This window comes from Providencia vermicola (assembly GCF_020381325.1).
Taxonomy (GTDB): Bacteria; Pseudomonadota; Gammaproteobacteria; order Enterobacterales; family Enterobacteriaceae; genus Providencia; species Providencia vermicola.
This window is the reverse complement of record NZ_JAGSPI010000003.1, coordinates 274,322-289,425: the sequence shown is the minus strand read 5'-3', so window position 1 is coordinate 289,425 and position 15,104 is coordinate 274,322. Positions and strand designations below refer to the sequence as shown.

Annotated in this window: 14 protein-coding genes; 7 read left to right on the top strand and 7 right to left on the bottom strand. The window is 42.1% G+C overall.

From position 1 onward, the window contains the following. The first annotated feature begins 4 nt into the window (after positions 1-4). The 4 genes from KDJ85_RS06100 to KDJ85_RS06085 are packed head-to-tail and all read left to right on the top strand — an operon-like array spanning position 5 to position 4,930. Entirely contained in the window at positions 5-784 is a 780-nt protein-coding gene (locus KDJ85_RS06100) for a LamB/YcsF family protein (protein WP_225818895.1), read from the top strand. Next, a complete protein-coding gene (locus tag KDJ85_RS06095) occupies positions 781-1,587 on the top strand; it encodes a putative hydro-lyase (RefSeq protein ID WP_225818894.1) in 807 nt (268 codons plus the stop codon). The genes KDJ85_RS06100 and KDJ85_RS06095 overlap by 4 nt, the downstream gene beginning before the upstream one ends. Positions 1,588-1,596: 9 nt before the next feature. After that, a complete protein-coding gene (locus KDJ85_RS06090; RefSeq protein WP_225818893.1) occupies positions 1,597-3,183 on the top strand; it encodes a 5-oxoprolinase subunit B/C family protein in 1,587 nt (528 codons plus the stop codon). Between the two features lie 4 nt (positions 3,184-3,187). Continuing rightward, positions 3,188-4,930 (top strand): acetyl/propionyl/methylcrotonyl-CoA carboxylase subunit alpha, encoded by a 1,743-nt coding sequence (locus KDJ85_RS06085; RefSeq protein ID WP_225818892.1) that lies wholly within the window; start codon positions 3,188-3,190, stop codon positions 4,928-4,930. Positions 4,931-4,970: 40 nt separating this feature from the next. Here the strand turns inward: KDJ85_RS06085 and KDJ85_RS06080 are convergent, their stop codons facing one another. Next, complete coding sequence (locus KDJ85_RS06080; protein WP_219247269.1) at positions 4,971-5,240, bottom strand: hypothetical protein; 270 nt, start codon at positions 5,238-5,240, stop codon at positions 4,971-4,973. Between the two features lie 418 nt (positions 5,241-5,658). Between KDJ85_RS06080 and KDJ85_RS06075 the strand changes: the two genes are divergently transcribed. Further along, positions 5,659-6,201: a DUF924 family protein gene (locus KDJ85_RS06075; protein ID WP_225818891.1), complete on the top strand. Its 543-nt coding sequence runs from the start codon at positions 5,659-5,661 to the stop codon at positions 6,199-6,201. Positions 6,202-6,255: 54 nt separating this feature from the next. Here the strand turns inward: KDJ85_RS06075 and KDJ85_RS06070 are convergent, their stop codons facing one another. From KDJ85_RS06070 to KDJ85_RS06050, 5 genes are all read right to left on the bottom strand, one after another. After that, complete coding sequence (locus KDJ85_RS06070) at positions 6,256-6,849, bottom strand: molecular chaperone TorD family protein (protein WP_225818890.1); 594 nt, start codon at positions 6,847-6,849, stop codon at positions 6,256-6,258. A 150-nt stretch (positions 6,850-6,999) separates the two neighbouring features. After that, entirely contained in the window at positions 7,000-7,776 is a 777-nt protein-coding gene (locus KDJ85_RS06065) for a dimethyl sulfoxide reductase anchor subunit family protein (RefSeq protein ID WP_225818889.1), read from the bottom strand. 1 nt (position 7,777) lies between these two features. Further along, complete coding sequence (locus KDJ85_RS06060; RefSeq protein WP_206082307.1) at positions 7,778-8,395, bottom strand: DMSO/selenate family reductase complex B subunit; 618 nt, start codon at positions 8,393-8,395, stop codon at positions 7,778-7,780. Between the two features lie 11 nt (positions 8,396-8,406). Further along, complete coding sequence (locus KDJ85_RS06055; RefSeq protein ID WP_225818888.1) at positions 8,407-10,836, bottom strand: DMSO/selenate family reductase complex A subunit; 2,430 nt, start codon at positions 10,834-10,836, stop codon at positions 8,407-8,409. A 282-nt stretch (positions 10,837-11,118) separates the two neighbouring features. After that, a complete protein-coding gene (locus KDJ85_RS06050) occupies positions 11,119-12,387 on the bottom strand; it encodes a mechanosensitive ion channel family protein (protein WP_225818887.1) in 1,269 nt (422 codons plus the stop codon). 332 nt (positions 12,388-12,719) lie between these two features. Here KDJ85_RS06050 and KDJ85_RS06045 point away from each other — a divergent pair, with 332 nt between their 5' ends. Together KDJ85_RS06045 and KDJ85_RS06040 are read left to right on the top strand one after the other, a co-directional pair. Beyond that, the gene (locus tag KDJ85_RS06045; protein ID WP_225818886.1) at positions 12,720-13,226 is read left to right on the top strand and encodes an anti-virulence regulator CigR family protein; all 507 of its coding nucleotides are present in this window, start codon (positions 12,720-12,722) and stop codon (positions 13,224-13,226) included. Positions 13,227-13,649: 423 nt separating this feature from the next. Further along, positions 13,650-14,498, top strand: coding sequence for a D-amino-acid transaminase (locus KDJ85_RS06040; protein WP_225818981.1), 849 nt, complete (start codon positions 13,650-13,652; stop codon positions 14,496-14,498). Between the two features lie 13 nt (positions 14,499-14,511). Here KDJ85_RS06040 and KDJ85_RS06035 read toward each other — a convergent pair whose 3' ends face one another. Beyond that, entirely contained in the window at positions 14,512-15,087 is a 576-nt protein-coding gene (locus KDJ85_RS06035; RefSeq protein WP_225818885.1) for a cysteine hydrolase family protein, read from the bottom strand. Positions 15,088-15,104 lie beyond the last annotated feature (17 nt).

Genomic DNA, 15,104 nt, shown 5'->3' with positions numbered 1-15,104 from the left:
GATGATGAAAAAACAAATCGATTTAAACAGCGACCTTGGGGAAAGTTTTGGTCAATGGCAGATGGGAAATGATGAGGCTATCTTACCTGTCGTCAGTAGTGCAAATGTGGCTTGTGGCTTTCATGCGGGTTCACCTGAAGGGATCTTAAAAACCTTAAAGGCGGCCAAAGAAAATGGTGTGGCAGTAGGCGCTCATGTAGGGTATCCCGATTTAGTGGGATTTGGACGTCGAAATATGGATATCGCCTCCAGCGAATTGACTGCGGATGTGATTTACCAAATTGGTGCACTAAAAGGCTTAGCCACTGCTGCGGGCACTGATGTGTTGTATGTGAAGCCCCATGGTGCACTTTATAACACGATTGCACATGATAAACGCCAAGCTATTGCAGTGATTGATGCAATCAAAGCGATTGATAATCAATTAATTCTTGTTGCATTAGCGGGATCCCCACTAATTGGTTGGGCACAAGACAGTGGTTTGCAAGTTGTGGCGGAAGCCTTTGCAGATAGAGCTTACAACAGCGATGGTACATTGGTTTCCCGCAAACTCGCAGGCTCTGTATTGCATGACCCGAAAATTGTGGCTAAGCGTATGTTGCAATTAGTGCAGGAAGGCGGCGTTGTATCTATTGATGGTGAATTTACCCCAATTGATGCTGGCTCCATTTGTGTCCATGGAGATAGCCCAGGTGCGCTTGAAATGGCACAACAAGTTCGCTCTATCCTTGAAAAACAAGGGATTGAAATTTATGGCTTTGCCCATAAAGGGGAGCGCGAATGACACAATTAATAAAAGCCTCTGCGCAAGCGATTGAGGCCGCACGCATTGCCCGCGAAGCGATACGTAATGGCTATGATAAACCGACAGCAGGCCTTGCTCCAGGCATGACACAGGCCAACATGATTGCACTTCCTCGTGATTGGGCGTTTGATTTTTTATTGTACGCACAACGTAATCCGAAAAGTTGCCCAGTCTTAGATGTGTGTGAATCGGGAAGTTGGCAAACCCTGTTAGCTGAAGGCGCAGATTTACGAACTGATATCCCGCGTTATCGCGTATGGGAACATGGGCAATTAGCTGATGAAATCACGGATGCGACCGCAGTTTATCGACAATATCCAGATTTAGTTACATTTTTGATTGGTTGTAGTTTCACATTCGAGACACCTATGATTGAGGCAGGTATTGATGTGCGCCATATCACCGATAAATCGAATGTCCCAATGTATAAAACCAATCGCTTGTGTCGCCCAGCAGGGCGCTTACAAGGGGAATTAGTGGTTTCGATGCGACCAATTCCTGCAAACCGCGTTGCTGATGCTGTCAGTATAACCGGGCGATTCCCCGCCGTTCACGGTACACCTGTGCATATTGGTGCTCCTGAGCAGCTTGGTATTGCCGATATAATGCAACCCGATTTTGGCGATGCGGTACGTATCGAAGAGGGGGAGATTCCCGTATTTTGGGCCTGTGGTGTGACGCCACAAGCGGCAGTGATGAAATCGGGGGTGCCATTTGCGTTAAGCCATGCGCCTGGATATATGTTCATCACTGATGTGCCTGATGCGGCTTATCATATATAGAGGTGCCCATTGAGATTTTTACCTGTCAATTTAAGTGCGCTGATGGTAGAGCTTCAAAGTCTTGAGCAGACAATGGCGCTCACAGATTCATTGTATGAAACGCCAATTAAGGGGATTGAAGAAATCACGCCTGCAGCAAGGACGATTTTAGTTCGCTATAACCCTATCATTATTAATGCGGAAAATTTGGTTAGCCAGATTTCTGTCAGAGATATTGCGAAAGTGACGTCTAAATCGAGCAAATTAGTGGTCATCCCAGTGCGTTATACTGGGGAAGATTTAATGGAAGTTGCTGAAATATTAGGTGTTTCTATCAGTGAAGTGATCCGTCGTCATACGGAAAATGAATACCACGTTGCATTCAGTGGTTTTGCGCCTGGTTTCGGTTACATGGTGTCGAAAGATGCGCAGTTGCATGTACCTAGACGCCAATCACCACGCGTTCGTATCCCTGCGGGTTCGGTCGCGCTTGCAGGGGAGTTTAGCAGCGTGTACCCACAAGCAAGTCCAGGTGGATGGCAACTGATTGGTGTGACAGATCTTGCTATGTGGGATATCAATCGTCCAGAGCCTGCTTTAGTCCAAGTGGGCTCACGGGTGAATTTTACCAATGCAGCGAAAAGTACGGTGAGCTATAGCCTGCCTGAAAAGGTCAAGCAAACAGCAATCTCGCAGAATTTAACGAATGATTTCACCGTATTAGCGACAGGGTTACAAACATTATTCCAAGATTTAGGCCGTATTGGCCAATCAGCGCTGGGTATCTCAGAATCAGGGGCTATGGATAAAACGGCTCTGCGTAGTGCTAACCGTCTTGTGGGTAATCGTTCCGATGAAACTGTATTAGAAATCACGCAAGGCGGCTTTAAGGCACAGGCAAATAAAGATTTAATCGTTGCTGTAACAGGGGCGCCTTGTGCAATTGAAATAACGACAAACAACAACGAATACTACGAAGCGAATGTGTATGAAACTCTTCATCTTGCTAAAGGCGATGAGATTAAACTGGGGCGCCCAACGAAAGGTGTTCGCAGTTATTTAGCCATTCGTGGTGGTTTTAATGTTGCTCCGATTTTATCGAGTCGTTCGTTTGATACCCTAGCCCAAGTTGGGCCATTACCCTTAGTGGTTGGTCAAGAGCTCGCAATAAATAATCAAACGACCTCGCAAGCTATCTCCGTTAACGAAACGCCTGTTTTTGATTATCCATCAGCAGATGATGTCGTGGTTTTAGATGTTATTTTGGGGCCAAGGACAGATTGGTTTACTCAGGAGGCTATTGAGCGACTCACTCACCAATTATGGCAAGTGACTGCTGCATCGAACCGTATTGGTTTGCGACTACTGGGTGAACAACCGTTTGAGCGAAAAATCCAACAGGAATTACCGAGTGAAGGGACCTGTATTGGGGCGATCCAAGTCCCTGCGAATGGACAACCTGTTTTATTTTTAAATGACCACCCATTGACGGGCGGATACCCCGTTATCGGTACTGTCTGTGAGTATCATTTGGATCTCGCAGGACAAATTCCAGTGAATGCCTTAATACGTTTTAACCCATTAGGCGAGTTTAAAGAATTACAAGGGAGTGATTGAGCTTATGAATACGAACAACAATAAAAAAGACCATAAAGTATTGATTGCCAATCGTGGCGAAATTGCTGTACGCATCATCCGTGCTTGTCGTGATTATGGTTTTCAATCTGTTGCTGTGTATGCAGATAGCGATATAGCTGCGTTACACGTCAAAATGGCTGATGAAGCTTATGCTTTAGGGGGGAGCACCCCAGCTGAAAGTTACTTAAATATTGAAAAGCTGATAAGTATTGCCAAGAAATCAGGGGTAACAATGGTTCACCCAGGTTACGGCTTTTTATCAGAACGAGCAGAGTTTGCTCGTGCGGTAAACGAGGCAGGGTTAATTTGGATTGGGCCGAGTGCTGAAAGCATCGATATCTTAGGGGATAAAGTGCAAGCTCGTCATATCGCAATGCAGGTTGGAGCCCCTTTGGTTGTCGGGACAAAAGACCCTGTTAAAGACGCGCGCGAAGTGGTGGAATTTGCCCATCAACATGGTTTGCCGATTGCAATAAAAGCGGCGTTTGGCGGTGGTGGGCGAGGCTTAAAGGTTGCATGGCAAATGCATGAGGTCGAAGAGCTTTATCATTCCGCTGTGCGCGAAGCGACCGCTGCATTTGGTCGAGGTGAATGCTTTGTTGAGCAATTCTTGCATAATCCACGCCATATTGAAGCACAGGTTATCGCAGATACGCATGGCAATGTACTGGTCGTGGGAACCCGCGATTGTTCATTGCAACGTCGTAACCAAAAATTAGTCGAAGAATCACCTGCGCCATATTTATCAGAAAAGCAATTACAGCAAATTATCACTTCATCGACCGATATTTGTCGTAAGGCGGGGTATGTCGGCGCGGGTACGGTTGAATTTTTGCTTAGCCAAGATGGAACGCTATCTTTCCTTGAGGTCAATACACGATTACAAGTTGAGCATCCAGTGACAGAAGAAACGGCAGGAATTGACCTAGTTATTGAACAGTTGCGTATTGCACAAGGCCTGCCGTTAAGTACCAATGAAATGCCTAAACCGCGGGGGCATGCTTTTGAGTTTCGTATAAATGCAGAAGATGCAGGCAATGGTTTCTTACCGACGCCTGGGACGATTACCGTTTTTGATGCACCATCAGGGCCCGGTGTACGAGTGGACAGTGGGGTAGAAACAGGCACAACAATCCCGCGGACTTTTGACTCGCTAATGGCAAAACTGATCGTGGTTGGAAATACCCGTGAACAAGCTATTTCACGAGCTCGTCGTGCTTTGGCTGAGTTTACTATTGAGGGGGTGGCTTCTGTTTTACCTTTCCACCGGGCTGTGATGGAACAGACTGATTTTTGTGGCGATTTTAAAGTGCACACTCGTTGGATTGAAACGGAGTTTAATGTGGATATTCCACCAGCACCACGCCAAATTCCACAAGATAGCAGTGCATTAACACGTACGTTTATTGAAATTGATGGCAAACGCTGTGAATTGGGCTTGCCAGCTGAACTCCTTTCGGGTTTATCCGTTAACCGTGCACCAGCAACAAAAGCGGTTTCTCAAAAGGTGAGTAACCCAGATGCTGTTAATGCTCCGATCTCAGGTGTGTTATTTAACTGGTTAATCCCACAAGGTGAAAAAGTGAATGAAGGGGATATTATTGGGGTAATGGAAGCGATGAAAATGGAAGTTCAGGTGCTTGCTCATCGAACAGGAACCTTAGAACATAGTGTCAATAAAGGCGATTTTATCGAAGCAGATTGCCAAATTGCACAAATAAACTAGCTAATTCCTTGGCTAACTTGGGCACAAATCGGGGCTCAAGTTAGCGTGAATGGCGTTCTGGCAGTGAACGTAGAGGGGGATGCGGTGCTGGCACAGCATGTTTTTCTTCCTCAGTCATTTCTTCGCTGTCACGATAGACCTCCCCGCAGAGGAAATACAGATTAGGGCGTTTTGACTCGAGGTAGCTTTTTCTGCTAACACATTGTTCTTGAGTGAAAATGGTGTCAGTGACAGGAAGTGCATCACATGAATCAGTCCCGCAAGGGCTGACCCATAATGCCCAACCAATAAGTACCATATGTCCTGCCATTTACATTGCCATCCTTAATGAGAGCCAATATTAAACGCTGAAGAATTATTAATGTGATGTCGTATGCTTAAATACGTTAGCTATACAATTATATTATCAGTGAAATTCTAACATTAGCTTAACCAAAAGTATCTATTTCCCCTTGGTAAACAGATGGCTTCACATTAAATAATAAAACATAAAAATTGAAAAAGTTTAAACCTATTATAGTGATAGATACAATAATTTACCTCAGATATAAACAAGCTAATTTGTTAAATGGTGATAATAAATGTTGTGCAATTTTTTAGCGTTAGGTCGCAAAAAAACAAAATAATTTGCTGTGAATTGCCGTTTTTAGAGTTTAACTCTGTTAATTAATACGATTATTAACTAGGATTACGATAACGTCTAATAAGAAAATCGATAGGAATATACGATGAATACCATGGAAGAAGTGCTTTCATTTTGGTTTGAAGAATCAACACCAAAACAGTGGTTTGAAAAAAGTACAAAATTTGATTCGACGATTGCCCGCCGTTTTTCAGCGATTTGTGAGCGTGCAGCGAAAGGCGAGCTCGCTTATTGGCGTGCGTCAATTCGGGGTCGTTTAGCGGAAATTATCGTGCTTGATCAGTTCTCTCGTAATTTATGGCGTGATACTCCGCGTGCTTTTGCTCAAGATGCGATGGCGTTGGCGTTAGCGCAAGAAGCCATCAAACAGCATGATTATAATTTGCTGACGCTATCGCAACGTAAATTTGTCTTAATGCCTTATATGCACTCAGAGTCCAGTTTCATTCATTTACAAGCGGTGGAGCTATTTCGTATGTTAGGGGATGACAATACGTTAGATTATGAAATGCGCCATAAAGCGATTATTGATAAATTTGGTCGTTATCCGCATCGTAATACGGTTTTAGGCCGTCCATCGACCCAACAAGAGCTGGCTTTTTTGCAAGAGCCAGGCTCCTCATTTTAACGTTTAAATAATCAAAGAGCAGGTAGCTTAAGCTTACTCTTGGATATAATAAAATTAGCGGAATAACTCAACCTGAATTGGTGTAAGTTCTAGCTGTTTTTGTAAGTCAGTTAAGTAGACTTCAGTGACCTTGGCGATATTTGGGTAGAAGGCGCTTTCTGTTTGCGTTTGTTGAACTAAGGTTAAGTAGCGATATGCCCACGGTAATAAATGCTGCTCCAACAATTCAACGATAGCGTCATCTTCCCCCTGTTCTGCGAGCGCTGAAATTGCCATCAACATCAAGCCAAACTGGTCTTCAGGTTCTCGAATGCCTGTATCAGTGACTAACCCTTTTGATTGCAGCAAGTTGCGATAAGCCGCAGTTGACTCGCCCATGACGGTATTATCATGTTCAAGGTACACTGATCCCCAAGGTGGCGCAGGCATGCTACCTTGCCCTTCAAATAAGACAGAGTAATCATAAGCAATATCATTAGGGGCAGTTTGTGCCAATGAAGTGCAAATAGCTTGAATTTGCTCTGAGTCTTTCCACGAGTGTAATTGTGGTAATTCACCTAAGGCGGAATAGACGTTCTGTAAGGTATCTGATTGCGGGGAATAGTAAAAAAACGCACCTAAAATGCGCAGTATAGTGGTGTCTAGCATCGTATTTTATCCATCTTATTTCGCGCTGCAGCATGGCATTTTAATCTGATTACGTTCAATGGTATTGTTGCAGAATAATTTTTGCATTTAATCAAAGAACGCCAAAAGGCGTTCTTTGATAGGTCATTTTAACACAGTAACAACAAAGGGTTACATGGTAATTTGCCATAAATTATAGAAGGCAATGCGACCCGCAAGTTCAGCCAGTAAAACCGCTGCTGCACAGGTAGCTAAGGTCGCTTTCGGTGCGCGTTGTTTCAGTGCGATACCAACAAATGCAGCTAAGGCGATAGCTAAAACAACCACTTGGAAGCCCCAGAAACCTGTTTGCTCGCCACTGAGAGCAGGGCCTGTTTCTGTTAGGAACGCTTGATATCCCGCGCGGCTGGCAAAAATAGCGAAAGTACCGATAAGAAAAGCGGCAATGCCTAATCCGCGAGCACCAATGGCAATGGCAAGTGCACCACCACCAACTAGCATGGTCATCCACATTTGCAGTGTGGTATAGCCCGTGTTCCAGTTTGCGATTGTTGCAATGTTATATACCTGTGGGATTGACCAGACAAAGGCTAACCCAGATACCACAGCCGCGATATTCGCCAATTCACGCAAGACGGTATTTTTGAAGAACAATGTGAAAAACAAGGTTGCTGCTGCACATCCAACAAATACACCACTTAAGAAGGCTTCGTTACTCATTGGAGAACGGCCAACACCTAGCAGCATATTAAAGAAGCGTAGAGGCTGACCTACGTGCAATCCACCAATAACTAAACCAATGAGCATAATAACAAACGCAACGATATTCGCCGTTTTTAACTGTTTGTCATCAATGGAACCCATTTTGCGACTTAAATAGGCCAACAAAAATAGTCCAGCAGCGGATTGCCCTAAGACGGTGAAAAAAACTAATGGTAATTCATGCATTTTACACCTCCGCAGGGTTTTTTAGTTCGCCACTTTTATCACCAAATGGCTTCGCGTCTTTATGGGGTTTGATGACAATGTTCGGATTAGTGAAGCTTGGGTCTGGCATTGGTGCAATCCCACACTCTGTACCATGTAACTCACGCAGAACATTAATATCATCAAAGTCTAAAGCGCGTTGTGGGCAGGACTCAACACACACGGGCTTCATACCTTTTGCGACACGCTCATAACAGCCATCGCATTTGCTCATCAGCTTTTTCTTCTCATCAAATTGCGGGGCACCATATGGACAACGCAATTCACAATAACGACAACCTACACAAATAGACTGATCAACAACCACTAGGCCATCCTCTTCTCGCTTATGCATTGCGCCTGTTGGGCAACCTGCGACACATGTTGGGTTTGAGCAGTGGTTACAGGAAATTGACAGATAATAATTAAAGACATTCTGCTGCCAAATACCATCTTGTTTTTGCCAACTACCGCCGCCAAATTCGTACACACGACGGAATTTAGGGCCTAAATCTAAATCTTTTTCGTCCTTACAACTGACCTGACAGGTTTTACAGCCAGTGCATTTTGTGGAGTCAAAATAAAAGCCATACTGTTTCATGATTTAACTCCTTAAGCGCGTTTAACTTCAACAAGGTTAGTATGCTGTGGTGTTCCTTTTGCCAACGGAGAAGGCACGTGTGAAGTTAATGTATTGATACAACCACCAACATCTAAACCTTCACTATTTAGAGTACGCCATGCACCCTGTGGAACAGCAATAACACCAGGTAAGACACGCTCAGTGACTTTAACTTTAATTTGGATACGACCACGGTCATTGAAAATTTCAGCCAGATCACCATTACTTAAACCACGTTGCTGTGCATCAATTGGATTGAGCCAAAATTGATGTGGGATGGCTTCACGCAGCATCGCAACATTATAATAAGAGGAGTGTACGTGGCCTTTATCATGGAAGCCTGTCATTAACAAAGTGTGTTTTTGGTCTTTAGCTTGTGCTTCAACCCCTTCTTTATTCACACAATATTCAGGAAGAGCAGGGATGCGCTGACCTTCTGGCAACTCCCAGTTTTTGACTCTTTCAGCTAATTTTTCCGAGTAAATTTCAATTTTTCCAGATGGTGTTTTTAACGGATTGTTAATCGGGTCATCACGGAATTTTTTCAGTGCAATATTTTCGCTACTATTTAGGAACTTACGGTCAATGATGCCCGCACCATCTGTTTCACTAAATTCAGGTAGATGTGGCATTTTTTCACGAGTCTTGTTGTAACAGAACTCAATCCACTCAGCGTAAGTACGGCCTTCCGTGAACTGTTCTTTAACACCCATTTTTTCAGCGATCTCGGCTAACACGTCATAGTTAGGACGGTTTTCCCATAACGGCTCAATCGCGTTTTGTAAGCGTACAAGATAATGATACGCACCGCTTGCATAGGAGTTATTAATCAGGTCATTAGTTTCAACCGTAGTGACATCAGGTAACAGAAGATCAGCATATTTAGCGGATGGGGTATCATGGTTATCCCACACTAAAATAAACTCACATTTAGACTCATCAGAGAGAATTTCATGCGTTTTATTCAAATCACCATGCTGGTTGCCAATGACGTTACTGGAATAGCACCACATAAATTTGATGTCGTTTTCCAGTTTATCGACGCCTTTAATACCGCCATTTTCAGCTGTCAGTTCTTTACCACGTACAATGGCTTCAGACCACATGTAGGTTGGGATCAACGCTTTCACAGGGTTAGGTAGCGCAAAACCTGCAACAGGATAAGCGTAGCTATTACCCCATAATCCAGTGTTGGTTCCTGCTCGGCCAATGTTACCTGACATCAATGGCAGCATCATGATAGAACGACACGCTTGTTCGCCATTTTCAGTGCGTTGTAAGCCCCAGCCCTGCGAGATCCAGGCGCGGTTTGCATTGCCAATTTCACGAGCTAATTGGGTAATACGTGCAACAGAGATACCTGTCAGTTTACTTGCCCATTCAGGGGTTTTAACAATGCCATCAGGACCATTACCTAAGATATAATCTTTGTATGATCCATTACGCGGTGCAGAAGCAGGAAGTGTAGACTCATCCCAACCGATGCAATAATTTTTCAGGAATTCTTCGTCAGTTAACTCTTCTTGGATCATCACATAACCCAATGCTGCGACTAATGCAGCATCCGTGCCTGGGTAAATAGGGATCCATTCAGCGCCCAAAGTTGTGACGCTATCAGTGCGGCGAGGGTCAATAATAATGACTTTCGCTTTACTTTTATCTAAGGCATTGAGTGTTTCATAAAATTGCCCACCACCCGACATCCGTGTTTCGGCGAGGTTATGCCCAAACATGACGACTAAATCAGAATTTTGGATTTCAGATAAATAAGACTCTTCAACGCTACCATATACGTATGGTGTAATTTCCATTAATTGAGCGTACGAATAAGTACCGTAGTCACCTAAAAAACCACCCGTTAAGCTAAGTAAGCGTTTACATGCTGCGCGACCATGCAAATTGGCGCCTGTAGAACCTGAACCGTATTGGTAGTAAATGGCATCACTGCCATATTTATCAATGGTATATTTCAGTTTTTCAGCGATGATGGTGGTGGCTTCATCCCAAGTAATTTTCTTGAATTTACCTTCACCTCGTTTACCCACACGTACCATTGGGTATTTTAAGCGGTCTGGGTTGTAGGTTTTCCAACGTACAGAACGTCCACGCAAACATGGGCGGATTTGGTGCTCGCCTAATGTGGAGTCATCGTACATTGTTTCGTTAGAAATACGGCTGATAACACCGTCTTTAACGTGAACCTTCAGAGGACAACGACTTCCACAGTTAACTAAGCATGCGCTATAACTGATTTTTTCGCTGACTTCGTCAGGCATGATTGCTGGTGCTTTTGCTTGAGCAGAAAAGGGGAGAGTGATTGAGCCCGCTACTGCGGCGACACCTGCAACAGTTGCGGAGGTTTGTATAAACTCCCTCCTGCTCAGTTCTCCAAATTGAGTATTATTTTTAATTTTATGCATTGACATTGCCTATATGTAAATAACAACACGACTTTCTTGTTTTATATGTTAAAAAAAGTCTCTGTTAAGTGACATGACGTACATCAATGTTACTGTGGATAAATTAGATGTATTTATATAATTTATAAGGAGTTTTTTTGAGCCAAAAGCAATTTCAGTTCTATTTTTATTAACAATCGTTATGTTTATTTTTATATAATGATAAGGTGTGAAGTGAGGAAAAAGAGGGGTAAACCCTCTTTTAAAATACTACTTTAGATGTAGATAAATAAGAAACCTTAACTAATTACTTTGGGTTAACGGTTTTACTGCCGATTGGTTAATTAACCTAACGTCATTTCCGGTAGGTGATTGATGTGGCATCAAATTAAACTGTGGCAAAATGGAGAAAATATGGTCAAAGATATCTGATTGAATCCTCTCATATTCAACCCAAACCGTTGTGTTAGTGAAGGCGTAAATCTCAATTGGAATACCATTTGAGTCAGATTCCAATTGCCTCACCATAATTGTCATTTTTTTATGAATATTGGGGTGTGCTTTTAAATAGGCGTCAATATATGCGCGAAATGTCCCAATATTAGTCAAACGCCGCTGATTTAATGGGATCGCTTTATCATCAGGTATTGCGGAATTAAAAACTTGGATTTCAGACACTTTTTGGCCGATATATGGCTCAAGTAAATTTGCTTTTTCGCAATGCGAAATTTCTTCTGGTGTCAAAAAATGTACGCTGGTGGCATCAATACGAAAGCTACGTTTTATTCGGCGCCCGCCAGATTCGGTCATGCCTTTCCAGTTTTTAAAAGAATCTGAAATTAATGCATAAGTTGGAATAGTTGTAACAGTATTATCCCAATTACGGACTTTAACGGTAGTTAAGCCGATATCAATAACGGCACCGTCAGCACCATATTTAGGCATTTCTAACCAATCGCCAATATTGACCATATTATTGGCAGATAATTGTATACCAGCAACTAAGCCCATTATTGGGTCTTTGAATACCAACATCATCACTGCTGTCATAGCACCGAGTCCACTTAAAATAATCAGTGGAGACTTACCAATGAGTAGCGCAATGATCATGATTGCAATCAGTATGGATGCGATGAGCTTAATGCTTTGGAAAATTCCTCGTAAGGGAAGGTGAGCAGTTTTGGCAGCACGTTGTAAGATGCCTAACACGATATCGAGTATGGAGTAAATCGTTAATAAGCCAAATAACAGGCACCATGCTTGTGAACCGACTTTAAGTACTGTCTGGGCTGTTGAACCTGTAGATAGCCAAAGTGAAGCTTGAATGTTAACAACAATACCTTGAATTACAAATGCAATTCGGTTGAAAAGATTATGTTGAGTAAGCAAATGCGGCCAGCTACCTGCTGATTTTTGACCCCGTTTTTCTAATGTAGGTAGTAATATTTTGTGTAAAAAAAGGTGTAAGACAAGGGCGACAATCAGTATGAGCCCAAGCACAATAAGCAAAGAGGCGAGGTTGGCATAGTCTTGATTAAACTGGTGTACCCAGTCGAGCAGTTGCTGCTGCATGTGTTCTCCTTCTATCAAAGGTTTTGTAGCAAATTTCAAAAAAGTGAGCAAAGCCTGAATAGCATATCATATATGCGATAAAAACTCATTAAGGGTGATATTAAAAACTGCCTTAAATGTTTTAATTAGTTAATAATTTCATCGCATTAATGGCGACTAAGGCTATCATTAAAATAGCAGATTTCAGAAGATACAACCCAGCAGAGAAATAACATTTACATAACATGACAGATGATAAGTATTTTCCGATTGCGAATGAATATGGCGCAGAATAATGTTTGCTGAATATTAAAAGCGAGTTTTTCACAGACCTGCGTATATAGGGGGTAATCATGGATGTATTTAAGTTAAGTATGATTCGGAATGCTGCACGTTCTCGTCATCTACTATTTTTCTTTGCACTGGTAATGCCGATATCATCAATGTCATCACCACATGAAAATAATGGGCAAGGAAAGGGTAAAGGGCATCAGCAAGTTCATAATGGAAAGGATAAGCAAACTCAGCGAAACGAAAAAAATAATGCTAAATGGCATCAAGATGCGAATAAGCAAAAACATACGCTGGCAAATTTTAATGTCAGTTTTGGTTATGTACGTCCGCTCGCTATTGAATATGGCTTAACAGGGTATAAAGGCTTACCACCAGGTATAGCGAAACAAATTGGTCGAGGTAAACCATTACCCCCAGGTATTGCCAAAAAGGTACTCCCTAGGGAATTTATATCGCAACTTCCAGTGTATGTTGGTTATGAATGGCAGGTAAGTGGGCGGGATTTACTGCTTGTTGCAGTTGGAACCGCGATTATTGCAGAGATTATTGAAAATGTTTTTGAATAAAAAAGCGGCTTTGAATTCAAAGCCGCTGTGCAAAATGTTTGCAAATTAACGCTAATGATAAGGTAAATGAAAGGTTTGATTGACTAGAAAACAACTAACTTACATAAAACGTTTTGACAGTAATTCAACGACTTCTTGAACACTACTGATAAATTCTTTAATGCTGCTCATGGTTAACTCCGATTATCAAAGTGTGATCTTGATCACGTGAGAGCATTTTAATCTTTGAGTTGTTAATGTCAAGTTAATCCTAAAATTTATTTTAAAAATTAAACATAATTTTAATGTGGATATTCACTACGGTTATTGGCGTATCCGCTAGACGTTTTATAAGAAAAAGGCGATGAATTTAAACGCAGATAAATATATATGGTGTATGGTTAATGATATAAAAGAGAATAAATTGGCTAATTAAAGGGATGTATCTCAATGATAAGTTACGTGAATGGTCAATACCTACCTGAAGAACAGGCAACAGTCTCCGTTTTTGACCGAGGTTTTCTGTTTGCCGATGCGGTGTATGAAGTGACAGCCATTATTAACGGTAAATTGGTCGATTTTGAACATCATATCGCACGCTTACAGCGCTCATGTCATGAATTGCAACTTGCTTTACCTTATAGCTTAGAAGAAATTAAACAAATTCATACGCAACTAATTGAGCGTAACAATATCAATGAAGGACTTATTTATCTTCAATTCACTCGAGGAAATGCAAAGCAGCGTAACTTTCTATTCCCTGATAAAGATATTCAGCCAACATTGGTCTTGTTTGCACAAAAGACGAACATTGTTGATAACCTAAAAGTAAAAAATGGCATTAAGGCTGTCACAGTAGAAGATATTCGCTGGGCGCGGTGTGATATTAAGACAGTGGCTTTATTAGCGGCTTCTTTAGCGAAAGAGCATGCTAAACAACAAGGTGCTGATGATGCAATTTTCGTCAAAGATGGGATTGTAACAGAAGGGAGCTCCAGTAATTGTTTCATTGTGAATCAGCATGATCAGTTACAAACCCGAGGGTTAAGTCATCAAATATTACCAGGCATTACACGAAAAGCCGTTCTTTCACTGGCTAAAGAGCAGGGTATCACAATTATCGAAAAAGCGTTTAGTCTTGAAGAAATGCTAACGGCGAAAGAGGTCTTTATGACATCAGCTACAACATTAGTTTGCCCTGTGATCAAGGTTAACCATCAGAAGATTGGAGAAGGTAAGCCGGGGAATATTGCCATCCGGCTACGTGAGATTTACCTAGAAAATACAAAATAACAAATAGGCTTTGCTATTTTAATTGCAGAAATTCCTTAACGGTAGAAACGGTGACCATACCCTCTAATGCTTGGAGACTTTGTTCATGAAGTTCAATTGTTGGTGCGGCGCATAAGTCATCTAAAATGGTAACAAAATAGCCTAAATCATGCGCTTCCCGTGCTGTGCTCTGAATGGCTTTAACGGTGCTTACACCACCGATAAATAATTGCGTAATTCCATTATTAGTCAGCCATTTATTAAAATGGTTTCCTGCAAATGCAGAGACACCTTTTTTAATCATGATTGGGTCACGAAAACCCACATCAAGGTCATTTACCCAATTGCAGCCATTATCACTTAACTTTAACGCGCCGATTTCTTTGGCATGTTGAAACATAGGGGAGCCAGCGGGAACATCGTGGTAATTATCAGAAAAACCGACTTTTACCCAAATGACAGGAATATGAAGGTTCCTCGCGTGATTGGCTGCTTGATTCGTTTTTTCAATAATTTTGCGCTCATAAGTTTGTTGGTAGCTGGAATTTGATAAGCCATTTTTACCAATTATCTCTTCAATGAGATCAATAATTACTAATGCCTTGGACATTATTGCCTCTTTTTGCT

Excerpts from the sequence above, each read along its gene's own strand:
- KDJ85_RS06100 (WP_225818895.1), top strand. The coding sequence starts at position 5 with ATGAAAAAACAAATCGATTTAAACAGCGACCTTGGGGAAAGTTTTGGT.
- KDJ85_RS06095 (WP_225818894.1), top strand. The coding sequence starts at position 781 with ATGACACAATTAATAAAAGCCTCTGCGCAAGCGATTGAGGCCGCACGC.
- KDJ85_RS06085 (WP_225818892.1), top strand. The coding sequence starts at position 3,188 with ATGAATACGAACAACAATAAAAAAGACCATAAAGTATTGATTGCCAAT.
- KDJ85_RS06080 (WP_219247269.1), bottom strand. The coding sequence starts at position 5,240 with ATGGCAGGACATATGGTACTTATTGGTTGGGCATTATGGGTCAGCCCT.
- KDJ85_RS06075 (WP_225818891.1), top strand. The coding sequence starts at position 5,659 with ATGAATACCATGGAAGAAGTGCTTTCATTTTGGTTTGAAGAATCAACA.
- KDJ85_RS06070 (WP_225818890.1), bottom strand. The coding sequence starts at position 6,849 with ATGCTAGACACCACTATACTGCGCATTTTAGGTGCGTTTTTTTACTAT.
- KDJ85_RS06065 (WP_225818889.1), bottom strand. The coding sequence starts at position 7,776 with ATGCATGAATTACCATTAGTTTTTTTCACCGTCTTAGGGCAATCCGCT.
- KDJ85_RS06060 (WP_206082307.1), bottom strand. The coding sequence starts at position 8,395 with ATGAAACAGTATGGCTTTTATTTTGACTCCACAAAATGCACTGGCTGT.
- KDJ85_RS06055 (WP_225818888.1), bottom strand. The coding sequence starts at position 10,836 with ATGCATAAAATTAAAAATAATACTCAATTTGGAGAACTGAGCAGGAGG.
- KDJ85_RS06050 (WP_225818887.1), bottom strand. The coding sequence starts at position 12,387 with ATGCAGCAGCAACTGCTCGACTGGGTACACCAGTTTAATCAAGACTAT.
- KDJ85_RS06045 (WP_225818886.1), top strand. The coding sequence starts at position 12,720 with ATGGATGTATTTAAGTTAAGTATGATTCGGAATGCTGCACGTTCTCGT.
- KDJ85_RS06035 (WP_225818885.1), bottom strand. The coding sequence starts at position 15,087 with ATGTCCAAGGCATTAGTAATTATTGATCTCATTGAAGAGATAATTGGT.